Genomic DNA, 23661 nt, shown 5'->3' on the forward strand with positions numbered 1-23661 from the left:
TCATCGTGTAAATGAATTAACTTTGAGTATTCTTGCTGAATATAAATGATAATTTTTTTAAGATTATCTTGTATTCGCAAAAATCCACACAAGTTGTTCTTTAGTTTTGATTTTAAATAGTGTTAGTCATACTATCGTCTAGTGGATGACTTGAGCTCTCTATTATAACCGATTGGTTTTTTATGTCAAGCTTTTTTTGAATTTTTTTGATCTGTTGAAATTTGATTAATTTCGTAAGGTCAGAATGCTTATTATAAGGATTTAAAATCGAATGTCAAGCACTAATTTTAAAATTTTTATAATATTTGGTGGCGATGAAGAGACTTGAACTCTTGACCTCACGATTATGAGTCGTGCGCTCTAACCAGCTGAGCTACATCGCCGTTACAGGACGCAAATTATAGCACAAAGTTTACCCTTGTCAACAAGAATTTGACAAAAATTTGTGATTTTGCAAAATTTTTGTGATGTTAAGGATAGCCATCACAGTTTAGCGACGATTTGGGCTATATTTTCCAGTATCACTACTATAAATAAGTTGGCAAACCGATAAGCCGGGTTCTGTCGTGGACAATCATTCATCTAGGCGTGCCATCGCTGACACGCTCGAGCAACCTACCCGTATCCTCGGCGGGCAACCGATTGGACACCTATTTGGTCTTGCTACGCGTGGAGTTTACCTTGCCATGAGCTGTTGCCAGTCATGCGGTGGGCTCTTACCCCACCGTTTCACCCTTACCGTGCCGATTGGCGTTGGCGGTCTGTTCTCTGTTGCACTGGTCGTAGGCTTTCGCCCCCTAGCCGTTAGCTAGCACGCTGCCCTGTGTAGCCCGGACTTTCCTCCCTCCGACCACTGAATTTAACTGTATTTGCATGGGTATAGCAACTTATCATGCCAATTAAATTGAGTGGTCGGACAGCGATTGTCTGGTCTGCCATTTGTGATTATAGCACAGATTAGGCGTTTGCGGTGAGTTTTTGGTACTTTGCCATCAGCTCATCTTGTGTCTCTGGATGCTCAGGGTCTTTTGGGATACAATCGACAGGGCAAATATCCACACACTGCGGTGTGTCATGATGCCCGACACATTCTGTACACAGTGCTGGATTGATCACATAGATATCCTCGCCTGCATAGATGGCATCATTGGGGCAAACAGGTTCGCAGACATCGCAGTTGATACATTCTTCGGTGATTTTTAGTGCCATAATTACCCCTTGTTGGCAAATTTATTGGCAAAGCCATCAAGCACGACAGGCGGGGCAAATTTACTGACATCGCCACCAAGCTTTGCCACTTCACGCACCAGTGTCGATGATACGAATGAATATTCCTGCGACGGTGTCAAAAATACCGCTTCAAACTGCTCATCTAAGCTGCGGTTCATACTTGCCAAGCCAAATTCGTATTCAAAATCGCTCACCGCTCGCAGTCCACGAAGCACCGCACTCGCTTTTTGTTCGCGCGCGAACTCAACCAGTAAACCTTCGAATGGCACAACTGAAATCTTTGGGTTGTCAAAAGATGCTTTGACCATCGCCACCCGTTCATCAAAATCGAACAAGGGTTTTTTGTGATGGGCAAAAGCCACTGCAATCACCACTTCATCAAACAGTTTGAGTGCACGATTGACCAAGTCAATATGCCCATTGGTGATTGGGTCAAATGTCCCTGGATACAACACGCGTCTTGGCGTTTGGCTCATAATGGCCGCCTTATGATTATCAATAAAATATCTATGGTAACAAATTTTGGATATGATGAGAATATTTGCAGATGATTTTGGTACAATTTCTATCATAAAAAAGCAGAATGGCGATCACTGTGCCATTCTGCTTTTTTGTGTGCATTTTGATGAGCTTGGTAAATCAGCCAAAACATTCAGCTGTCATGATGATTGATAAGCCAATACGCTTAGCGTTTACAAAAACCTTGCTCTTGTAGATACTCAAGCATAAACGGACGCACATCACCGCCAAACGTGCTGGCGATTTGGTCTTTCCAATCCATCTCGATACCACGGCCATTATAGTAGCCCTTGACCACTTCATTATAAGCCGCCAAGGTCTCATCGCTGGCCACTTGATAAGTGTCGGTCGATACCAAAACATCCAGCGGTAGGCGTGGGCGTTGAGATTGGTTGATTTTTGATGACATATCAGGATGGCCTAAGCACAAACCAAACAACGGCACAACGTGCTTTGGCGTACCCAAAATCTCACCTGCACGGCGAATGTCATTACGCAAACTACCAATAAACACACCGCCAAGCCCTAGGCTCTAAGCAGCCGCTAGGACATTTTGTGCCATCAAAGCAGCATCAATCGCACCAATCACCGCCACTTCTGTCCAATCGGTCTGTACATCCGCCAGCTGATTATGACGGTGTGCATCCATACAAAATACCAAATATTCAGCACAGTCCTCGACATAGCCATGGCCCAATCGCTTGCCATCCGCCAGTGCTTGATTGTACTGATCTTCGCTCATATCACAAGAAATCTGACGCAGTGCGGTACGCTTGGCAGGATCGACAACTCGGATGATGCTCGTTGCCTGCAAAAAACTCGATGTTGACACTGCACGGCCTGCTTCAAGCACAGCAGTGAGCATCTCATCAGAAATCGGCTCGCCGGTGTATTTGCGAATTGAGCGGTGATCGAGCAGGGTTTGTAGGGTGGGTTTGCTGTCTAGCATGGGATTTCCTTGATGACTATGATGATAAATGATAACTGTTGATGGCATATTAGCAAAATTTTACCCATCGATGCAAGCATGGGTTTGGTCAAATTGGAATTTGGCAAATCTCGCCCATTTGCCAAAAATTTTGTTATAATGCCATCAATCAGCAAATTTAAAAGTATTAGGATAACACATGGCAAAAAAACCAAGCAATCAAATCTGCGCCAACAAAAAGGCACGGCATGAGTTTTTTATCGAAGAAACATTTGAAGCGGGTCTTGTGCTTGAAGGCTGGGAAGTCAAATCCATTCGTGCCGGCAAAATGAGCATTACCGAAAGTTATGTGATTTTTAAAAATGGCGAAGCGTTTTTGTTCGGGGCGCACATCCAGCCACTATTGACCAGCTCAACGCATGTGCATCCTGACAACATCCGCACGCGTAAACTGCTGCTCAATCGCCGTGAGATTGATAAGCTATTTGGTATGGTCAACCAAAAAGGCTATGCGGTGGTGGCATTGTCATGTTATTGGAAAAATAGCCGTGTCAAATGTGAAATCGCCCTAGCCAAGGGCAAAAAGCTACACGACAAACGAGCGACGCTCAAAGATCGTGATTTTGCCCGTGATAAACAGCGTGGCTTTAAAAACCAAGGCTACTGACAAACTATAAATTCATGGACGGGGATGAATCAGAATGAATATCACCGCCATTGACCATATCGTACTGACTGTGGCTGATATGGAGCGTACGATTGCGTTTTATACCCAAGTGCTTGGTATGACGCTAACTACCTTTGGCGATAATCGCAAGGCATTGTGCTTTGGGCAACAAAAATTCAACCTACACCAAAAAGGCAACGAAATCCTGCCCAATGCCCAGCACGCCAACACAGGCACGATTGATATTTGCCTGCTGACCGACACGCCACTGGCTCAGGTGATGTCGATGTTGCAGTCGCATGAGATTGAGATTCTAGAAAATGGCATCGTGCCACGCACTGGTGCAGTGGGCAAGATTCACTCGGTGTATTGCCGTGACCCTGATGGTAATTTGATCGAGATCAGTCAATATGTCGATGACGAAATTGACGAATAAGTATCGATGAGTAAGCTTTATAAAGTCTGATAACAAAAAGCCGATTGTCAAACCAATCGGCTTTTTTGATTTTTAAGCTTTTTTGCGATTGGTAAGTACGCCTTGGATAATCAGACACATCACCGCAAGCCAAATCAAGCCATAGCTAATCAGCATCGATGGGCTAAACACCGCACCCAGCACTGTGATGGACAAGAAAAACAAGAGCACAGGCTCAAGGTAGCTAAGCATCCCAAACAAGCTCACAGGCAGCAGTCGCCCTGCTTGTAGATTGGTCGCCATCGCAAGCACGCTGATTGCCCCAAGCCCCACCGCCTTGGCAAGCAGCACGCCATTTGACGCCACATCGATGGCATCAGTGCTGATGATCCAAATCAGACAAATCGGTGCAATGATGGACAAGTCAAAAAACAACCCCGTCAAAGCACGAATACCCTGCTTGCGACGCATCACATAATAAATCGGATAAGTGCCACACACCCACAAAGTCGCAAAACTCACCCCGCTGGTGCGATAAATCTCAAACGCCACGCCTGCCGCTGCCAATGCCACCGCCAGTGACTGTAGTTGGCTTAGGCGTTCACGAAACACCAAAAATCCAGCAAGCACCATCGCCAATGGGAACAAAAAATAACCCATCGACACCTGAATGCTCTGCCCATTGACCGGCGCCCACATAAACAGCCACAGCTGACTGGCAAGAATTGGAGTCGGCACAAGCAGATACAGCCATGACTTGATGCCCTTGATGGTACCAATCTCAGCACGAAACTCTGCCATCTTGCCCGTCATCGCCAAAAACAACGCCAAGCACCCCCACATCATCACCATCCGCCACAAAAACACCTGCGTCCCTGACAGCGGCGCCATCCATTTGCCATACGCATACAGCACGCCAAACAGCACATTGGATAGTACCGCTAGGATTACTCCGATGACGATGGTGTTTTGCTTGAGCAATGAGACTTTGTGCATCAGTGCCAGATTCCCTGTGTATTTTTGGATCAGTGTGGTCATAAATTGACTCGTTATCAGTGCGAAGTTGACGCTTATTGTAACAAGCCATCATGAGAATTTATCATCATATTTTTGCTAGAATTTGAATTTATTTTGCAAAAATTCATAGATATTGATAAAATTTCTCATATTTTTGAAAAAAGTGACTATTATGCACGCACTTGATGATATCGACAAAAAAATTTTAAATCTACTGCAAGACAATGCCACCTTACCACTCAAAACCATCGCCGAAAAACTTGGCACATCCATCGCCACCACACAACGACGCATCAGTCAGCTGACCGATGCCAAAATCATCGAACGCTGTGTCGCCATCGTCGATGCGGTGAAAGTTGGTCGCCCTTTGACTGTGCTTGTGTTGATTAAGATGGTTAATTCAAACACACCGATGCAGCACCGCTTTGAGCGACTGATGGCGGCGCATCCGCAGGTGATGAGCTGTTATGAGATCTCAGGGGATTATGATTTTGTGCTGATCGTCGCCAATCAAGATATGCAGGATTATCACCGATTCACCCGCCAAAATCTCACTGGTGAGAATAATGTGGCAACTTTTAATAGCCAATTTGTGATGAATTCGGTAAAATCTAGCACCAAACTTACGCTGGATATCTAATCGGGGGAATTATGTCAGTCAGTCAACACGCCATCGCCATCATCTGTGCATCGCTTATGCTTGCCGCTTGTGCCGATAATAGCGAAAAAAACTTACAACAAGCCGCTGCTGTCAGTACTGATAATACGGCAGACAACGCCAATGATGAAACGCAAAGTGCAAACACCGAGCAAGGCACAGATCCGCACGATGTTGATGCGTTATTAAAGGAACTCAAGGCAGCTGATGACACCACCCAAGATGCCGATACGCCAACCGCCACACCCATCACCACCGTCGATGGCAAAACCCAAATTGACTGGTCATATATCGATACCAAAGCTGCGCGTGTGGATGCAGGCAGTTTTGCTTATCCCTTTGCCAAAGATTCACAACCTGTGATGAACTATGCCAAAGCCTATAACCTAAGCCCAGAACAAGCACAGTATGCCATGACACTATCCATGGCAAGCCCTGAAGCACTGGGTAAAATTCTAGACCAGCTGACTGGCAAATACATCGCCCACAGCTTTCGTGATGGCGACAAACCTGCACTCATCATCAAAGTCACGCCCGATGTCGTCAACGAGACGCATGAGTATGTGATTGCCGATAAATTTGCCGAAGGCTTGGTGCTGCCGATTGAGATTGTATCGGCTAAGTAAGCTTATAAAATATCAGCTTCGTGGTCATCTTCGGATACTGGGGCATCTCGCTCATCGGGGCGGTGAGCAAATGGTGGCGTAAGCTTGTGCGGATTTGTCATGCGACGCTGATTTTGGCTTGCCACCGCCCACCAATGCAGCTGCAAAAAAGTCCGCTGTAGATACTGCTGCCAAGATGGCGCATCAACACCTTGCAGATAGTTGCCCGACTCATCGAATACCTCATGCGCTTTGGGTATGTGTATCATCGCAGATACAGGCAAACAACCCAATTCTGCCAAAAAGGTACGCATATTCACCGCCGCTCTAGCACCGCCCCATTGTCCCATCGAATAAGTCACAATGGCACTGCTCTTAAATCCAAATAACGAACTGCCAAAATGATTCAACAAATCCATCAAAGCAGGACTCATCGAATGATTGTATTCTGGGCTGACCATCACATAAGCATCGGCTGACTGGATTTTTTGGGCAAGCACTTGCAATGGCTCAGGCGCCTGACTGGCACGATAAGCAAAATGTGGCTTAAAAATCGGCTCTAGCGGATAATCCAATGGGTCAATAATTTCCACGCTCACATCATCAAAAGTAGCTTGCAGGCACGCTTGGCAAGCTTTTGCCACTCGCTCACCAAGCCGAGATGGCGACGGCGGCGTACTTTGGCGTACCGAACCCAAAAAGATTAGAAATTTCATACCACACTCCATGATTCTGCATCAATGCGCTGATTTTGCCTTAAGCGAGCCTAGATAAATCGCCAACATTGTCAAGACCGCACCACCCCACTGCAGTCCACTGATGGCTTTATCCAGCCAAAAATAATCGAGCACCAACGCCGCCACAGGCTCAGACAGCAAGAGCAATCCTGTCAAAGCAAGACTCAGCTTGGGAATATTATACGCAATCAAGCCCCACGCCACGCACTGCATCAGTGTGCCATAGACCACAATCCAGCCGATATCCGCCCATGTCGTCGGCATGATACGCCCAGCATCGACAAGCCACATCACAGGAGCGACCGCCGCTGCACCGCCGATACCTACCAGCGCCATCAGTGGCAATATCGCCACCGTCTGATACTGATGCGTCTGGCGTATCCAAGTCATCGAAACGGCAAGGCACGCCCCCGAAACGATACCTGAGACAAATCCCCAACCTGCTTGGATATTATGCGCAAACTCAGGACTGGCAATCAATCCCACACCGATGATGGCAAGTACAAGACTAATCAGCTGAAATTTGGTTTGTTTTTCTTGATAAAACACAAAGCCAATAAACGCCAAAAAGAAAATCTGCAATGAGTTCAGTAGCGTCGAAATCCCCGGCCCCACCGCATGGATGCTCTCATGCCACAGTGCCAAATCTGCCCCCAATGCTGCCCCTGATAGCAGCGCAAACAGCACGGCTTTTGGGTGTGTCGGAAAGGCTTGACGATAGCACTTGGCAAGGAATAAAAACACCAGTGATGAAATCAATAATCGCCAAAATGCCATCGCATACGAGCCGACAGACACATGTGCTACGATCAGACTACCCATGCCAAAAATCACACAGCCAACCACAAGCCCAAGCATGGCAACGCTTTGATTGGATGTTTTCATCAGTGCCTCCTGTGCAGTTTTTGCAAGTTATCCTTGAAATTTGTCTTTGGAATTTATCTTAAGAAAATTGTGCCAACAATGCCAAAAACTCATCTTCGCTCACCACCGTCACACCAAGGCTTGTCGCCTTATCAAGCTTACTGCCTGCTTTTTCGCCAGCAAGCAGTCGTGTGGTCTTGGCAGAGACACTGCCAGCGACTTTGGCGCCCAGTGCGACAAGCTTATCTTTGGCTTCATCACGCCCCATACTAGCTAGCGTGCCTGTCACCACCCAAGTCTCACCCGCCAAAGGCAAATCAGCCTTGGCACTGGCATCCACCACTGGCCAATGAATCCCTGCCTCAAGCAGTGCATCCAGCACCTCGATATTGTGCGGCGCTCGGAAAAATTCATAAATCGCTTCTGCGGTCACCTCACCAATATCAGGCACGGATTGTAATTGGGTCAAATCCGCCTGAATAATCGGCACAAGGTCGCCAAATTCTTGGGCAAGGTTCAATGCCGTACTCTCGCCCACACCTCGAATACCCAGCGCAAAAATAAAGCGTGGCAAAGTCGTCGCTTTGGATGCTTCGATGGCAGATAGCATCTTGGTGACGGATTTTTCGCCAAGTCCTTCGATGAGCATGAGCTCGTCAGCACGAGTGTGGAGCTGATAAATATCCGCCACCGTCTTGACAATCCCCATCTCAAAAAACTTAATCAGCCACGATGTGCCAAGCCCATCAATATCCATCGCACGACGAGCGACGAAATGAATCAGCGCCTCTTGCTGCTGAGCTGCGCAGTACAGACCGCCTGTGCAACGAGCCAAAGCCTCGCCCTCAGGCAGTGCCACAGGCGAATCACAGACAGGGCAAGCGCTCGGCAAGCTGATCATTCGTGCATCCGATGGACGCAGCTCAAGAATATTGCCTGAGACCTTGGGGATGACATCGCCAGCTCGATGTACATTGACCATATCGCCAATCATCAGACCAAGCCGTGTAATCTCACCAAAATTATGCAAGGTCACATTACTCACCGTCACGCCGCCGACATTGACAGGGTCAAGCTTACCCACCGGTGTCAGCGTACCGGTGCGTCCCACTTGCCATTCGACATCCAGTAGGCGTGTCGGCACAGTTTCGGCAGGGAATTTGTACGCTGTCGCCCAACGCGGCTCACGGCTCAAAAATCCCAATCGCTCTTGTAGGGCTAGGCTGTTGACCTTGATCACCATGCCATCAATCTCAAAGGGGAGGTTGCTACGGTTTGCGATGGTATCTTGATAAAACTGCTGAATCTCATCAAAACTTGTCGCCACTTCAAACGGTGATGTCTCAAAGCCAAGCTGACTAAGATAAGTCATCGCCCCCGACTGCGTGTCGATGCCCTCTGGCAAGCCTTGGTTTACCGAATAACCAAAAAACGCCAGTGGGCGAGCCGCTGCGATGGCAGGATTGAGCTGTCTAAGTGAGCCAGCGGCGGCATTGCGTGGATTGGCAAAAGTCTTCTCGCCACGCTTTTGGCTGTCACGATTGAGCTTGTCAAAACCCGCCTTTGGCATCAGCACCTCGCCACGCACCTCAAGCAGTGCAATCTCAGCACAGCTTGGTAAAGATAAAGGCAGATTGCGAATGGTGCGAACATTGTGCGTGATGTCCTCGCCCACTTGTCCATCGCCACGAGTGACCGCCTGCACAAATTGACCATACTCGTATTTGAGTGACACTGCCAAGCCATCCAGCTTCAGCTCCATCTCGTATTCAGGTACTGTATTGCCCAATCGCTCATTGGCACGACGCAAAAAACCTGCCAAATCCTCAGCATCAAACACATTACCCAATGATAACATCGGAATATCATGTGCTACCTGCGTAAAAAACGGCAACGGCTCACCGCCCACCGTCTGTATCGGGCTATCTGCTTGGATCAGTGAGGGATGGTCAGTCTCAAGGGCGATCAGCTGTCGTCTTAAGCCGTCATACTCACCATCGCTGATGGTCGGGTTGTCTAGCACATAATAGGCATGGTTGTGTCTTTTTAGGACATCGATTAAAGCACGCATCTGATCGATGATGTCAGCTGCCGTCTTGTCATCAAGTGCGCCCACAGCATCTGCTTGTTTTGTCTGTTTTGTCATTATTGATCGCCATCAAAAAGTCATTAAAAAGTCATCAAAAGCTGTTATTTTAGCAGAAAATTAAGGGCGTATTTGACATTTTGTGCGACCATCAGCACAAAATCCATCAACAAAAATTTGTCAGAATTAATGCACATTTTTGGGAAATTTGCCTTATAATGTACAAATTTTAAGCAAATTTTGAGCAACTGCCCTCGATTCACAAAGGATTTATCATGGCAAATTTTTCACTCAAAACCCATCTGGCACAACAAAACATCGTCATCTCATGGCAGCGATACGGCATCGAGGCGCTTAATTTTATGGCGCTGGGTTTGTTTTCTTCGCTGATTTTGGGCTTGATCATCAAAAACATCGGCACATGGACAAATCTGCCTTGGCTCATCGACATCGGCACTCAAGCCCAAAGCTTGATGGGTGCTGCCATCGGTGCAGGCGTGGCTTATGCCCTAAAAGCACCGCCTTTGGTGCTGTTCACCTCGATCACCACTGGCTTTGCAGGCGCGGCAATGGGTGGGCCTGTGGGTGCATTCGTGGCGGCACTGATCGGTGCTGAGTTCGGCAAATTTGTGCATCGCACCACACCGCTGGACATCATCGTCACGCCTGCCACCACGCTCATCACCGGCATGGCGGTCGCGGCCTTTATCAGTCCTGCCATTGATCAGATGATGGTGTCTTTGGGCGAGTTTATCATGTGGGCGGTGGAATTATCACCGATCGTGATGAGCATCGTCGTCGCGGTGGCGATGGGGCTGATTTTGACCCTGCCGATCTCCAGTGCTGCCATCGCCATTAGCTTGGGTTTGGGCGGTCTGGCAGCAGGCGCGGCGACGGTGGGCTGCGCGGCTCAGATGATCGGATTTGCGGTGATGAGTTATCGGGATAATGGCATCGGCGGTGCGATGGCGTGCGGTCTTGGCACCAGCATGATCCAAATGCCCAACATCCTAAAAAACCTAAAAATCTGGCTGCCGCCAACGCTTTCAGGCGCTCTGCTAGCGCCCTTTGCCACAGCGATGTTTGGCATGACCAACATCCCCTCAGGGGCTGGCATGGGTACCAGCGGGCTGGTCGGCCAGATCGGTACGCTCGATGCCATGGGTGCGACGCTCGGCACTTGGGGACTGATCTTCGCCTTTCATCTGCTACTGCCTGCGCTGCTGACTTGGCTGATTGCTCAGATTTTTTATAAAAAAGGCTGGATCAAGGCAGGCGATCTGCGCTTGGATAAATGACCGTGCCAGATCCACAGCCTTGGTCGTTGATGCCGACGCGCAAGCAAACAGAGGGTGCAATTTGTTGGGAAAGTTGGTATCATTAGCAGCAACGCCGCCGACTGATGGCGGTCAATGATTATTAAGGCAACATTATGACCACCTCGTTAAATATCCATGTCATCGACCATCCCTTGGTGCGCCACAAGCTTTCCTTGATGCGCGAAAAAGACACCAGTACTTATAAATTTCGCACCCTGACCAATGAGTTGGGTCGCTTGATGGCCTATGAAGCCAGTCGCGATTTTGAAATCGAAACCTTCACCATGCAAGGCTGGTGCGGTGAGACCACTGGCGAACAAATCAAAGGCAAAACCGTCACCGTCGTGCCGATCCTGCGCGCAGGTCTGGGTATGCTTGATGGTGTGCTGGATCTGCTACCGACTGCCAAAATCTCTGTCGTCGGACTACAGCGTGATGAAGAGACGCTGGAGCCTGTGCCATTTTTTGAGAAATTCGTCAATGATATCGACCGCCGCCCTGCCCTGATCCTAGATCCGATGCTGGCCACGGGTGGTAGCATGGTCGCCACCATCGATATGCTAAAAAAACACGGCTGCACCAACATCAAAGCCCTAGTGCTTGTGGCTGCCCCTGAAGGCGTGCGCTTGGTTAATGAAGCACACCCTGATGTCAAAATCTACACCGCTGCTCTAGACAGCCACCTAAACGAAGATGGTTATATCATCCCAGGTCTGGGTGATGCAGGTGATAAGATCTTTGGCACCAAGCAATTAAAATGATGAAAGACATGTGCAGGTGATACTGAGTATTGCCTGTATTTTTTTATCAGGACATAATCAGGGTAATGGTGCGCTGTGCACACCCTACTGTACTGCTCATCATAAATAGAATAAGGAAAATATTTTATGTCAGAACATCATGATCATAGCCATGCGGTTGTTACTGAAGAAAATAGTAAGAAGTTAATGGTTGCCTTAGGTTTAACGACTACTTTTTTAATAGTAGAAGTTGTCGCTGCTTTTATTACCCAAAGTTTGGCTTTGTTATCTGATGCAGCTCATATGTTTACTGATGTAGCCGCTTTAGCTATTGCTCTTGCCGCTATCAAAATTGGTAAAAAAGCCGCAGATGATAAAAGAACTTTTGGCTATCAGCGATTTGAAATTTTAGCGGCTCTGTTTAATGCGGTGATGCTTTTTGTGGTAGCAATATATATTGTATATGAAGCTTATCAACGTTTTACGAACCCTGCTGAAATTCAAAGTGTTGAAATGATGATTGTCGCGGTCATTGGTTTGGTCATAAATTTGATTTCAATGAAAATCCTTTCTGCTAGTGCTGAAGGAAGTCTAAATATAAAAGGTGCATATTTAGAAGTTCTTAGTGATGCTCTAGGATCGATAGGCGTGATTATCGGAGGAATAGTTATTTATTTTACCCAGTGGATGTGGGTTGATACCGTAATCGCTGTGTTAATTGGCTTCTGGGTCTTACCTCGAACTTGGATTTTATTAAAACAAAGTATTAATATTCTGCTTGAAGGAGTTCCTGATGAGATTGATATTGAGTCGTTAAGAAATGATTTATTGAAGCTAGAGGGCGTTGAAGGGATTCATCAGTTGAAAGTCTGGGCTATATCCTCAAAAAATATTCATTTAACTGCTCATTTGGTTGCTCCGAATAGCAATACAGATCAACTCTATCAAAAGGCCTTAGAAGTTCTAAAACATAATCATAATATTACTGAAATTACGTTACAAATAGAAAATACGAAATGTAATACATTGAACCAACATAAACACTAATTTGGACTTTAGTCTTCATATAGATGTTTTGTGTAACTTTAAAGTATACCCTAAAGTAACAATCTAAAAGTTCTTAAAAACATGTAACATTTAAATGATTTTTAATCATAAGTAACTTGTAACTTTGGTATTAAAGATTTATAATTTACGGAATTGTTCATTTTTATCCATTTGGGGCGTAAAAAGTAAAAGGCCAAAAAGTAGGTTATGTGCGAGTCAGTGCGTAGGGTGCGCACGGCGCACCATTGAAACAGATTTGCTTAGCAATATCAACAACACGCTGATTTTGTTCTTCTATGGGTTTGACCATTTCTAGTTTAAATTCTTTGCTGTACTGCTTACGCTGTTTTGTCATGAGAGATTACTCCTAGTTTGTGGTAGTATAACCTCTAATGGGGCGTCTGGGAATATTATAATGGTGCACATCAATGTTAAGACTGGTGCCGATATTATACGCCAAATCACCGTTTTGCCCATAACTGTGGCGGCAGTTTCGCCTTGATGATTATGATGGAATATTTCGTGGTTTAGGGTTTCTGCGACTCATATAACCTTACGTCATTATTGCGTTGCAATTCACATCTAGCAACTCCACCAAGTTGTTCTATGTGGATATTGGTGTATTTTAATAGAGCATCTATTGAATAGTTGTACGTTACAGGATGCCAATACATCAAAAGACAAATAGAGACAACAATAAATATAATGTTGGTGGTTGATTTTTTGCGTTTAAAGAAAAACCAAAATAAGAAAAATAAAAAATTTAACAAAAACAAAATAGAGGATAACAGTAGGGCGACACCTACGGAGCTGTCCTGATAAATACATATTCCCTCGGAAATACCCCAAGAATCATACCTATTTAGAAAGAAAAATATAAGAAAACAAATGCAAATAGACAATACAGTATTGATTATTTTCATTTTATCAACTCTTTTATTCTGGACTTTCTTTTTAAGATACTGTCTGCGTATGAGGTATTTTGCATAATTTCTTCCTTTGTTAACTCCAGCCCTCGATTATATCTGGTACCAGCAATTCTAATATGTTCATCGCCCTGTACTGGTACAATGCCAGATGCCTTGGTATCACCTTGTTAGTGTCAGGTCCACATTGATGTCAAAGCCTTTGTTTTGGCTGTATTCGGTGGCTATCAGGTCTTGGGTAGTCAGGGTGTTTGTAGTTTTAAACAACAAAAAAGCCCAAACCGTTCGATTTGGACTTTTTAAAATTTGGAGCGGGAAACGAGATTCGAACTCGCGACCCCAACCTTGGCAAGGTTGTGCTCTACCAACTGAGCTATTCCCGCTGATCAGCATTCGCTGTATGGGTGCGTATTATACAGGATAATTATCACGCGTCAAGCATTTTTTTAATTTTTTTGGAAAATTTTTCAAAATTATTGGCTTGCAGCGTGATGCGGCAAGATTAAGCGCCCATCACAGTCAGCTCAATGCCCCATTTGGCGAACCAATGCGCCTCGTCTTGGATGTTGATGACACAAGCTTGATGCTCAGGCCGATCAATCTTGACAGTGATGCGCCAGCGCTTATCATCGACGGCAAGCTGTATCTGCTGCTTACTCAGCTCAAAGCGGCCATAATTGGCGACCACTGACAGCCGCAATAGTAGCGCCAGATAGGATAATGCCACGCCACCAGCTTTGATGACCCGATCGCAGTCATCCATATTGATGGCTCGGCGATGATAGCGCACCAACAGTGACAGCTTTTCTTGGTCGGTGCGAGAAAACCCTGCCATATCGGCATGCCTAAGCAGATAGCTGCCGTGCTTATGATAGCCGCTGTGACCGATGGCCAAGCCCACTTCGTGCAAAAGCGCTGCTCTTTTTAGCATTTGCTCGCCGTCTGCTGGCAGCGACAGGGTGCTTTGGACTTGATTAAATAGTTGAGCGGCGGTTTTGGCGACGCGTTTGGCTTGTTTTTTATCCACCCCAAAGCGATCAATAATCGCCGCCACACTGTCATCACGCACATCATGAAAATCCATGCGTGACAACATGTCATACATCACACCCTCACGCAGCGCACCATCACAATAACGCAAAAGACGAATCCCAAAGACCTTCATGATCGCCAATAAAATCGCCACGCCTGCTGGGAAAATGGCCTTTCGATGTGCTTTTACGCCCTCCATCTCAATCTCATTGACATGCGCGCAGGCGATGAGTGAGGCTTTGAGCTGCTCGACACCTGCCAGCGTGATCTCTTCACCCAAGCCAAAGCCAGCCAGCGCCTGTCCGATGGTCTTGATGGTGCCTGATGAACCCAATGCCTCATCAAAGCCTGTTTTTTTATATAGACTGGCGAATTTGATGACTTCTTTTTGGGCGGCATAAATCGCCTTTTCAAAAGCCAATGCGCTGATCACCCCATCCCCAAAAAACTGCTGACTAAAGCTGACTGCGCCAATTTGGGTGCTTTCGGTCAACAGTGGTGTGAAATTCTGGCCGATGATCAGCTCAGTTGAGCCGCCGCCGATGTCCACCACCAGTCGCTGCTTATTACTCGGACAAGTATGCGCTACACCCAAATAAATCAACCGCGCTTCTTCGCGCCCTGAGATGATCTCGATGGGTGCAGGCAAAATATCATTGGCATGCGCGATGAAAGCTTGGCTGTTTGCCGCACGGCGTAGGGTGTTGGTCGCCACCACACGCAGATGCGCGCTGTTGACATCCCCAAGTCTGCCAGCAAAGCGCTGCAAGCACTCAAAGCCGCGCTCCATCACCGCAGGCGACAGCTGATTGTGCGCATCAAGCCCCATCGCCAGCTGCACTTTTTCGCTCATCGATGCCACGCGCTTTAATTGATCACCGTGTCGCTCTGCGATGGCCAAATGAATGCTGTTAGAGCCGATATCAACAGCGGCAAATCGTTGGGTGTCTGATAACGGCATGAGTCATATCGCCTGTGTCTGTGTGCTGATGATGTGGCTGCTTGGGAAGATGATGCGAAAAGTCGAGCCTTGCCCCTCTTTTGAGATGACTTGCAGTCTGGCATTGTGCTTATTAAGCACATGTTTGACGATGGCAAGCCCAAGCCCTGTGCCGCCTGTGGCACGACTGCGCCCACTGTCCACACGATAAAATCGCTCGGTAAGCCTGCCGACATGCTCCTCGCTGATGCCGATGCCATTATCCGTCACGCTCAAATGCACCTCTGCACCCACTTCCTCATAAATAATGTCAATCTCCCCACCCGCTGGCGTGTATTTGATGGCATTGAGTACCAGATTACTGATCGCGCTGTACAGATACGCCTCGATGCCTAGGATGTTCTTATCGGTGTCCAGATGCACATCGATCAGATGTCCTGCTTGATTGCTGGCTTGAGCTTGATCAAATACCTGCATCAACAGGCGCGGCATGTTCACTGCCATCATCGGCTTGGTCTCATCGCTTTCAAGGCGAGATAGCATGAGCAGATCGTTAATCAGATCATTCATGCGTACCGCTTGCTCTTGCATGAGCTTTAGGCCGCGCATCCATGCAGGCTTAATGTCCTCAGCCATGGTGAAATTTTCAAGATAACCCAAGATCACCGTCAATGGCGTACGCAGTTCGTGCGAGACATTGCCCACAAAGTCGGTGCGCATCTGCTCAAGCTGCTGCATGCGCGTGTGATCTTTGATGACGATGCTGACTTGGGATTGGTTCAGATAAACCGCAGTCAGCTGCAATAAGCTGCCTGTCAGATCCTGATGTTGGTAGAGAGTTAATGATGGCTCGGTCGCAGTCAATCGACCAATCTGCTGACAAAAATCCGCCCCAAAATAATCGATGCCAGACATCAGATCATCATCTGTAATACCCAAGAGCGATCTGGCAGTTTGGTTGATAAAATCAATCGCCCAGTCAGTCGTATTGATGATGGTGATGCCATCATTGAGTGCGTGTAAGACTTGCTTAAAATCGACATCAGCTTGGCGCATCATCGTTGATCCGAAAAGCGATAACCTGTGCCGCGCACCGTCTGGATCAGCGTATCAGCACCGAACGGCGCCAACAGCTTACGCAGGCGTCTGATATGCACATCGACTGTACGCTCATCGATATACACATTGCCGCCCCAGACAGCATCTAAGATCTGCGCTCGGGTATAAGCGCGCTCGGCATGTGTCACAAAAAAGCACAACAAGCGATATTCGGTGCTACTCATCACCACCTCCTCGCCATCGGCCATCACGCGCTGACTTGCGGTATTGATGGTGAGGTTGCCTGCCTGCATCGACTCTTTGCCCATGCCAGCGCCCGTGCGACGCAGCACCGCCTTGATGCGACTGATCAGCTCACGCGTGCTAAATGGCTTGGTGATATAATCATCAGCGCCAGCATCTAGGCCATAGACCTTATTATCCTCCTCACCTTTGGCGGTGAGCATGATGATGGGAATATCGGCGGTGGTTGGGTTTTTTTTGAGCCTGCGCGCAAAATCGATGCCCGATTCGCCATGCGGCATCATCCAATCAAGTAAGATCAAATCTGGCGCCTCATCAACGACGGCAATATAAGCGCCTTGGGTATCGAACGCCTGCACCACCGAAAAATCCGACAGCTCCAGTGTATTGGCGATCAGCTCATTGATAGCAGGCTCATCTTCCACAACCAAGATTTTTGCACTCATAGAGGGCAGACTCCCTAACATATCCTTTGGATACAACAAATAAGGTTTTTGTGTATGAAATCGGGTAGATTGTAGCATAAATCTTCTTTCCTGACAGCCATCAATGAGGATTTGTATGAATCTGGTTTTAAGGTTGGCAGATGCGGCACTCGATCCCATTGAACCGAGTGCGCTTGGCAAAAAAACTTCGGATGCTGCTACAGCTGATTAGCCATGGCGGCCAGCGATGTAGTCAGCGGTCGCCTGCACTTTTGGCGCATTGAAGATTTGTTCGGTTTTGCCCATCTCGATCATATCACCCAAATACATATAAGCGGTGTAGTCCGAGCAGCGCACGGCTTGTTGCATGTTATGCGTGACGATGGCGATGGTGTAGTCTTGTTTAAGATCATGGATCAGCTCTTCGATGGCGCCTGTTGAGATCGGATCGAGTGCCGATGTCGGCTCATCGAGTAGCAAAACCTCTGGACGGGTAGCAACAGAACGCGCGATACACAGACGCTGCTGCTGACCACCTGAGAGCGACAGGCCAGACTTTTTCAGCTTATCTTTAACTTCATTCCACAGTGCTGATTTTTGTAGTGCCCATTCCACGCGGTCATCCAGCTCAGACTTTGACAAATTTTCATACAATTTTACGCCAAAAGCCACATTGTCATAGATTGACATGGCAAATGGCGTTGGCTTTTGGAATACCATACCGACGCGTGCACGCAGCAAATTGACATCGATGCGACTGTCTAGGATGTTTTGGTCATCTAAGATGATCTCGCCAGTGGCACGCATGCCAGCATACAGATCATACATGCGGTTTAGGGTGCGAAGCAAGGTAGATTTGCCACAGCCTGATGGCCCAATAAATGCGGTGACTTTTTTGTCGGCGATGTCTAAGTTGATGTTTTTAAGCGCCTTATAATCACCATAATAAAAGTCCAAATTACGCACCTGCACCTTGGCGGCAGTCTGCTCTTGAGTTTGGATTTGGTTTTTGCTGTCAACTTGACTGCCTGTAAACAAAGTATTCATGGTAGGATTGATGCTTTGGTTGAATGTATTCATGATAATTTTCCTCAAACGGTATGCTAAATTCGATCCCAAATCGGGCATCGCTATGGCTGAATTAATGGGCTTTGGCGGACAATGCACGGGCGATGATATTCAATAGCAGCACCGCAAAAGTGATCAATAAAGCCGCCGCCCAAGCCAGCGCATGCCAATTTTCATAAGGACTCATGGCAAATTGGTAAATGGTGTTTGGTAAGTTTGCCATCGCCTGAGACATGTCTGTGCTAAAGTATTGGTTATTAAGCGCGGTGAACAATAACGGTGCTGTCTCGCCTGCGATGCGCGCAAAGGCCAATAGCACACCTGTGATGACGCCTGCTTTGGCTGATTTTAGGGTGATCGAGCCGACCAATTTATACTTGGGTGCGCCCAATGCATAGCCTGCCTCGCGCAAATTATTCGGTACCAGTAGCAGCATGCTTTCGGTGGTACGAATCACCACAGGGATGACAATGATGGCCAACGCCACAACGCCCGCCCAGCCCGAAAAGCCGCGCCCTTGCACCATCAATGCAAACACGAATAGGCCGATGACGATCGATGGCGCTGATAACAGGATGTCATTCATAAAACGCGTGGCACGACCAAGCCAGCCACCTTGATCAAACTCTGCCAAGTACACACCTGTCAAAATCCCGATCGGCGTACCCAGCGCAAGGCCTGCAAATGAAATCATCACCGAACCGACGATGGCATTTCTAAGACCACCCTCTGCCATCGGTGGTGGCGTATCTAGGCTAAATACAGGCATCGTCATCAAGCCTTGAATGCCTTGGGCAAATAAAGTCACCAAAATCCAAGCCAGCCAAAACAAGCCAAACACCATCGCCAACGCTGTCAGGCTCATGGCAATGCGGCTCATGGCACGGCGGCGATGATATTTTGGTAGATGAATGCGGCTGGTGAATGCCGATTTTTCACTAATCATGGTACTTATCCTCATCTTCCAGCTTGTTTGTCAATTTTCATCAGCATCAGCTTCGATGCTGATAAAACGATGAAACTGATCACAAATAGAATCAACCCCAGATGCAGCAACGATGACAGGTGCATCTCGCTAGAGGCTTCAGCAAATTCATTGGCCAGCGCCGAGGTGATCGAGACACCTGAGGTGAACAAGCTGGCATTGATGTTAAAGGTATTACCGATCAAAAAAGTCACCGCCATCGTCTCGCCAAGTGCACGACCCAGACCCAAGATCAAGCCACCAACGACGCCGACTTTGGTATAAGGCAGCACCACTTTGGTCACCACCTCCCAAGTCGTCGCGCCCATGCCATAGGCCGATTCTTTGAGCATATCTGGCACCACCATAAAGACATCACGCATGGTGGCTGCGATGAATGGAATGATCATGATGGCAAGCACAAGACCTGCGGTAAATAGACCGATACCAATCGGTGCGCCCACGAACATTTGGCCGATGATTGGTAAGCTTGCCAAATTATCAATCAACCACGGCTGCACTGTTTCACCAAACCAAGGGGCGAACACAAACAAACCCCACATGCCATAAATGATCGATGGAATGCCAGCGAGCAGCTCGATGGCGATGCCCAGCGGTTTTTTCAAAAAATTTGGGCAAAGCTCAGTCAAAAACACCGCAATCCCAAAGCTGACTGGCACAGCGATCACCACAGCGATGATCGAGGTCACCAGCGTGCCATAAATCGGCGCCAAGGCACCAAATTCACCAGCGACGGGATCCCAATTACTACTGGTATAAAAACTAAAGCCAAACTCACGAATGCTCGGCAGCGCCCCGATCACCAGCGATACCATGATACCGCCTAAGGTCAAAAGCACCAGTAATGCTGACAGCTTGGTCGTCCACACAAAGGCGCCATCCAGACGCTTTTGGCGCGCAAGCTTATTCATCAGGGCTGATTGTTGGTTGGTCATGTGGAAATTTCCTGTAAATCCTCTGACTGATTTGCCACTTAGACAATGGGCCTGTCTGACGACAAGCCGCATTGTGATCATTTATTATGGATTATTGTGCGTACACAGCGTTGCCATTGGCATCTTTGATCTCATTCCAGCTGGCCTTAAATAGGCTCACCGCTTGATCGCTGAATGGAACATAATCCAGATCCAGTGCCGACTGATCACCATTGGTGTAAGCCCAGTCAAAGAACTTCAGTACGCCAGCGACTTGCTCTGGGTTTTCTGGGTTTTTGTGTACGATGATAAAAGTGGCAGCAGCGATTGGCCATGCGCCTGCGGTCGCTGAGTTGGTCAAGACTTGGTTAAAGCCAGGTGCTTGTGACCAGTCGATGTCACCAGCGGCCGCAAAGCTGTCTGCTGATGGCTGTACAAATTCACCGGCAGCATTTTTCAGTGCCACATGCGCCATGCCATTTTGTTTGGCGTAGGCATATTCAACATAGCCGATTGAATTTTTGATACGGCCAACATAGCTTGCCACGCCTTCGTTACCTTTACCAGCAGCACCTGATGCAGCGGTTGGCCATTTGATGGCTTTATCTACGCCCACCGAGCTTGCCCAGTCGGTCGAGACTTTATTTAGATAATCGGTAAAGTTAAAGGTCGTGCCAGAACCATCTGAGCGAAATACCGTGGTGATGTCAGCATCTGGCAAGGTCAACTCTGGATTTAGGGCAGTGATGGCAGCATCATTCCACTTGGTGATTTTACCAAGGTAGATATTCGCCAAAGTCTCGCCATCTAATTTTAGTGCGCCAGGCTCGATGCCATCGATGTTCACCACAGGGACGACGCCACCGATGACAGTTGGGAACTGTACCAGATTTTCTGCGGTCAGCTCTTCTACTGTCAATGGCGCATCCGATGCACCAAAATCAACGGTCTTGGCGATGATTTGCTTGATGCCGCCAGATGAACCGATAGACTGGTAGTTCACTTGGCCGCCGGTGGCTGCACGGAAATCCGCTGACCACTTAGCATAAATAGGCTGTGGGAATGATGCGCCTGCGCCAGTGATATTGATGGCGACTTGCTCGGTGGCAGCAGGGGCGCTGTCAGCAGGTGCGGCGGTGGCTGGTGCTGGCTCTGTGGTTGTTTGTTGTGCAGTGTTGTTATTACCACAAGCGCTCAAAGCGATGGCTGCAACGACAGACAAGCTGATCAGTTTTAGATTGGTTTTCATCATGACTCCATGAATAAAGTTGGATAATTAAAAAGGAGGTTATCACTAAAGTTAAGCGTATTTTAGTGAGATCAGATGACGATTTGATGACTGATCAATGACGGTTTTGTGAAAATTAGATGACAGTTTTATGACAACACCCCGCCACGCAAGATTACCAAGATCAGACTTCAGCCATCACAAGATCTTTCTGTGGAATCAGAGGATAAATTTGTGAATTTTTGTTGTTTTGGCTAGGATTTATGACAGGCTTTGGTTTATAATCGCTACAATAGATAACAACCGTTCATCTGTATGATGAACTCAGTGATGCTTGCCCATATGGCAAATAAAAAGGATGATGACGATGAATACACTCAAAAAAGGCCTACTGACTGTCACTTTATCGGCAGCGGCGATCGCGCCCATTGCTGGCTGTAGCAGCACGACAAGCGCAGGCGCAGTCGGTGCTGATCGCAAGCAGCTGTTACTCGTGTCAAGTCAACAGATTCTACAACTCTCAAACCAAGCGTATCTTGAGACCATCAATGCTGCGCGCGCTAAGGGCAAGCTTGACACCAATTACGCCCAAGTGCAGCGTCTGCGCCGCATCGCCAATCATCTGATTCCACAGACTGCTGTACTGCGCCCCGATGCCACCAGCTGGGATTGGAAAGTACATGCCATCACCGACAATCAAATCAATGCCTATGTGATGCCGGGTGGCAAAATCGTCTTTTATACTGGCATCATCGAGCGTCTAAACCTCACCGATGCTGAGATCGCTGCCATCATGGGTCATGAGATGGCGCATGCACTGCGCGAACATTCACGCGAAAAAGCCAGTCGCGGCGTCGCCACCTCGAGTGCCATCGGTATCGCTGCCAGCGCCCTTGGACTCTCCAGCGGTCAAGCACAGTTGGTTGGCTTGGCAGGCGATTTGGGTCTGAACTTGCCGCACTCACGCACCCAAGAAGCCGAAGCTGACCGCATCGGGCTTGAGCTGATGGCGCGTGCAGGCTACAACCCTAATGCCGCGATCAGCCTATGGCAAAAGATGCAAGCATCAGGCGGTGGTTCAATGCCGCAGTTTTTGAGTACGCACCCAAGTTCAGCTAACCGCATCAGTAACTTACAAGCCTTGGTGCCGACAGTGATGCCGCTGTACGAAGCCGCCCCAAAACGCTAATACGACCAAGCCGAGACTGACGATGACAAACACCACCACCGCCCTACAATCTGCGATGGCTAGCCTTAGCCCCACCCATCTGACGCTAGAAAATGAAAGCCAGATGCACGCAGGGTATTTTGAGGGCAAAGAAAGCCATTTTAAATTGGTGATTGTAAGTCAAGCCTTTGATGGGCTGCGTTTGGCTGCTCGCCATCAAAAAGTCTATGCCGAAGTCGCCCCGTACCTGACAGCCAATGGCGGTACGGTGCATACGTTGGCGATTCATGCTTATACGCCTGATGAGTGGGCAGGCATGACGCAGGCGCCTGACAGTCCGCTGTGTGCGTCCCGCCGTTAACTATTTTTGGGCTTTGCCCGTGTTGGCTTGGTAGGCTTAATATGCGTACCAAGCGTTTTTTCCTTGATATCAAAAGGTGTTTATGAAAGCATTATTCATCGCAGGCATCGCTGCTACGACTGTTTTGGCAGGCTGTGCCACCACAGGTCAAGTTGCTCCGCAATATGTCAATCCAACGACTTACCAAAACTATGACTGCAATACCTTGCAATCAGAAGTCAATCGTGTCACCAAATTGGTTGAACAAACTCAAAACCAACAAATTGGCCTATCATCAACAGGTGTTGGCATCGGCATCACTGGCGGTCGTCATGGCATCTATCCAACCATCAGTCTCGGCATGGGTAGTGGCAGCAGTCAGCGTGCCACCAAGCAAAATACCCTATCTCGCCTATACGGTGAGCATGATGCGATGATCGTCACCGCTCGCCAAAAAGGCTGTGCCTTTGCTCAAGGTATCAAAATCTACGGAGAATAATC

Annotated in this window: 24 protein-coding genes, 2 tRNA genes, 1 other RNA gene and 1 pseudogene; 10 read left to right on the forward strand and 18 right to left on the reverse strand. The window is 47.8% G+C overall.

Annotated elements, in window-relative coordinates:
• Positions 1-306: 306 nt before the first annotated feature.
• From AZ602_RS09005 to nfsA, 5 genes and pseudogenes are all read right to left on the reverse strand, one after another.
• Positions 307-383, reverse strand: a tRNA-Met gene (locus AZ602_RS09005).
• Positions 384-534: 151 nt separating this feature from the next.
• Positions 535-939, reverse strand: an RNA gene (gene rnpB / locus AZ602_RS09010) — RNase P RNA component class A.
• An 18-nt stretch (positions 940-957) separates the two neighbouring features.
• Positions 958-1209: a YfhL family 4Fe-4S dicluster ferredoxin gene (locus tag AZ602_RS09015; protein WP_078317235.1), complete on the reverse strand. Its 252-nt coding sequence runs from the start codon at positions 1207-1209 to the stop codon at positions 958-960.
• 2 nt (positions 1210-1211) lie between these two features.
• Positions 1212-1706 (reverse strand): pantetheine-phosphate adenylyltransferase, encoded by a 495-nt coding sequence (coaD, locus tag AZ602_RS09020; RefSeq protein WP_103034619.1) that lies wholly within the window; start codon positions 1704-1706, stop codon positions 1212-1214.
• A gap of 209 nt (positions 1707-1915) precedes the next feature.
• Positions 1916-2698, reverse strand: a pseudogene (nfsA, locus tag AZ602_RS10405) (oxygen-insensitive NADPH nitroreductase).
• A gap of 178 nt (positions 2699-2876) precedes the next feature.
• Between nfsA and smpB the strand changes: the two are divergent.
• Positions 2877-3344, forward strand: coding sequence for an SsrA-binding protein SmpB (gene smpB, locus AZ602_RS09030; protein ID WP_103034620.1), 468 nt, complete (start codon positions 2877-2879; stop codon positions 3342-3344).
• Between the two features lie 34 nt (positions 3345-3378).
• A complete protein-coding gene (locus AZ602_RS09035; protein ID WP_103034621.1) occupies positions 3379-3780 on the forward strand; it encodes a VOC family protein in 402 nt (133 codons plus the stop codon).
• 72 nt (positions 3781-3852) lie between these two features.
• On the opposite strand, the gene rarD is transcribed toward AZ602_RS09035, so the two are convergent.
• Entirely contained in the window at positions 3853-4797 is a 945-nt protein-coding gene (gene rarD / locus AZ602_RS09040) for an EamA family transporter RarD (protein WP_227525210.1), read from the reverse strand.
• A gap of 151 nt (positions 4798-4948) precedes the next feature.
• Here rarD and AZ602_RS09045 point away from each other — a divergent pair, with 151 nt between their 5' ends.
• A complete protein-coding gene (locus AZ602_RS09045; protein WP_227525211.1) occupies positions 4949-5416 on the forward strand; it encodes an Lrp/AsnC family transcriptional regulator in 468 nt (155 codons plus the stop codon).
• An 11-nt stretch (positions 5417-5427) separates the two neighbouring features.
• Positions 5428-6060, forward strand: a complete 633-nt coding sequence (locus AZ602_RS09050; protein WP_103034622.1) for a hypothetical protein — start codon at positions 5428-5430, stop codon at positions 6058-6060.
• 2 nt (positions 6061-6062) lie between these two features.
• Here the strand turns inward: AZ602_RS09050 and AZ602_RS09055 are convergent, their stop codons facing one another.
• Genes AZ602_RS09055 through ligA form a run of 3 tightly spaced genes read right to left on the reverse strand, consistent with a single transcriptional unit; the run spans position 6063 to position 9711 of the window.
• Complete coding sequence (locus AZ602_RS09055; protein WP_103034623.1) at positions 6063-6755, reverse strand: NADPH-dependent FMN reductase; 693 nt, start codon at positions 6753-6755, stop codon at positions 6063-6065.
• Between the two features lie 21 nt (positions 6756-6776).
• Positions 6777-7661 carry a DMT family transporter gene (locus AZ602_RS09060; protein WP_103034624.1) on the reverse strand — a complete coding sequence of 295 codons (885 nt, stop codon included), beginning with the start codon at positions 7659-7661 and terminating at the stop codon, positions 6777-6779.
• Between the two features lie 58 nt (positions 7662-7719).
• Positions 7720-9711 (reverse strand): NAD-dependent DNA ligase LigA, encoded by a 1992-nt coding sequence (gene ligA / locus AZ602_RS09065; RefSeq protein ID WP_369803888.1) that lies wholly within the window; start codon positions 9709-9711, stop codon positions 7720-7722.
• A gap of 290 nt (positions 9712-10001) precedes the next feature.
• Here ligA and AZ602_RS09070 point away from each other — a divergent pair, with 290 nt between their 5' ends.
• The 3 genes from AZ602_RS09070 (at position 10002) to AZ602_RS09080 (ending at position 12832) form a co-directional block, all read left to right on the forward strand.
• Complete coding sequence (locus tag AZ602_RS09070) at positions 10002-11024, forward strand: PTS transporter subunit IIC (protein ID WP_103034626.1); 1023 nt, start codon at positions 10002-10004, stop codon at positions 11022-11024.
• A gap of 134 nt (positions 11025-11158) precedes the next feature.
• Entirely contained in the window at positions 11159-11806 is a 648-nt protein-coding gene (gene upp, locus AZ602_RS09075) for a uracil phosphoribosyltransferase (RefSeq protein ID WP_103034627.1), read from the forward strand.
• A gap of 126 nt (positions 11807-11932) precedes the next feature.
• On the forward strand, positions 11933-12832 hold the full coding sequence (locus AZ602_RS09080) for a cation diffusion facilitator family transporter (RefSeq protein WP_103034628.1): 900 nt from the start codon (positions 11933-11935) through the stop codon (positions 12830-12832).
• A gap of 205 nt (positions 12833-13037) precedes the next feature.
• Here the strand turns inward: AZ602_RS09080 and AZ602_RS10005 are convergent, their stop codons facing one another.
• From AZ602_RS10005 to pstS, 9 genes are all read right to left on the reverse strand, one after another.
• A complete protein-coding gene (locus AZ602_RS10005; RefSeq protein ID WP_146025237.1) occupies positions 13038-13187 on the reverse strand; it encodes a transposase in 150 nt (49 codons plus the stop codon).
• 878 nt (positions 13188-14065) lie between these two features.
• Positions 14066-14141 (reverse strand) — tRNA-Gly (locus AZ602_RS09085).
• Positions 14142-14260: 119 nt separating this feature from the next.
• Complete coding sequence (locus tag AZ602_RS09090; RefSeq protein WP_103034629.1) at positions 14261-15751, reverse strand: Ppx/GppA phosphatase family protein; 1491 nt, start codon at positions 15749-15751, stop codon at positions 14261-14263.
• A 3-nt stretch (positions 15752-15754) separates the two neighbouring features.
• Positions 15755-16789 (reverse strand): phosphate regulon sensor histidine kinase PhoR, encoded by a 1035-nt coding sequence (gene phoR / locus AZ602_RS09095; protein ID WP_227525212.1) that lies wholly within the window; start codon positions 16787-16789, stop codon positions 15755-15757.
• Entirely contained in the window at positions 16786-17478 is a 693-nt protein-coding gene (gene phoB / locus AZ602_RS09100; RefSeq protein ID WP_078317247.1) for a phosphate regulon transcriptional regulator PhoB, read from the reverse strand. Before phoB ends, phoR begins: the two co-directional genes overlap by 4 nt.
• Before the next feature lie 207 nt (positions 17479-17685).
• Complete coding sequence (pstB, locus tag AZ602_RS09105; protein ID WP_146025238.1) at positions 17686-18585, reverse strand: phosphate ABC transporter ATP-binding protein PstB; 900 nt, start codon at positions 18583-18585, stop codon at positions 17686-17688.
• Between the two features lie 13 nt (positions 18586-18598).
• A complete protein-coding gene (gene pstA, locus AZ602_RS09110; RefSeq protein ID WP_078317248.1) occupies positions 18599-19471 on the reverse strand; it encodes a phosphate ABC transporter permease PstA in 873 nt (290 codons plus the stop codon).
• Positions 19472-19482: 11 nt separating this feature from the next.
• Positions 19483-20445 (reverse strand): phosphate ABC transporter permease subunit PstC, encoded by a 963-nt coding sequence (gene pstC, locus AZ602_RS09115; protein WP_103034630.1) that lies wholly within the window; start codon positions 20443-20445, stop codon positions 19483-19485.
• Positions 20446-20536: 91 nt separating this feature from the next.
• Complete coding sequence (pstS, locus tag AZ602_RS09120; RefSeq protein ID WP_103034631.1) at positions 20537-21673, reverse strand: phosphate ABC transporter substrate-binding protein PstS; 1137 nt, start codon at positions 21671-21673, stop codon at positions 20537-20539.
• 346 nt (positions 21674-22019) lie between these two features.
• Between pstS and AZ602_RS09125 the strand changes: the two genes are divergently transcribed.
• The 3 genes from AZ602_RS09125 (at position 22020) to AZ602_RS09135 (ending at position 23659) form a co-directional block, all read left to right on the forward strand.
• Positions 22020-22841 (forward strand): M48 family metallopeptidase, encoded by an 822-nt coding sequence (locus AZ602_RS09125; protein WP_199174113.1) that lies wholly within the window; start codon positions 22020-22022, stop codon positions 22839-22841.
• 22 nt (positions 22842-22863) lie between these two features.
• Positions 22864-23181, forward strand: a complete 318-nt coding sequence (locus tag AZ602_RS09130) for a BolA family transcriptional regulator (protein ID WP_103034632.1) — start codon at positions 22864-22866, stop codon at positions 23179-23181.
• Between the two features lie 82 nt (positions 23182-23263).
• Positions 23264-23659, forward strand: coding sequence for a hypothetical protein (locus AZ602_RS09135; protein WP_103034633.1), 396 nt, complete (start codon positions 23264-23266; stop codon positions 23657-23659).
• Positions 23660-23661 lie beyond the last annotated feature (2 nt).

The sequence above is a fragment of the Moraxella sp. RCAD0137 genome (assembly GCF_002894025.1).
Classification (GTDB): Bacteria; Pseudomonadota; Gammaproteobacteria; order Pseudomonadales; family Moraxellaceae; genus Moraxella; species Moraxella porci.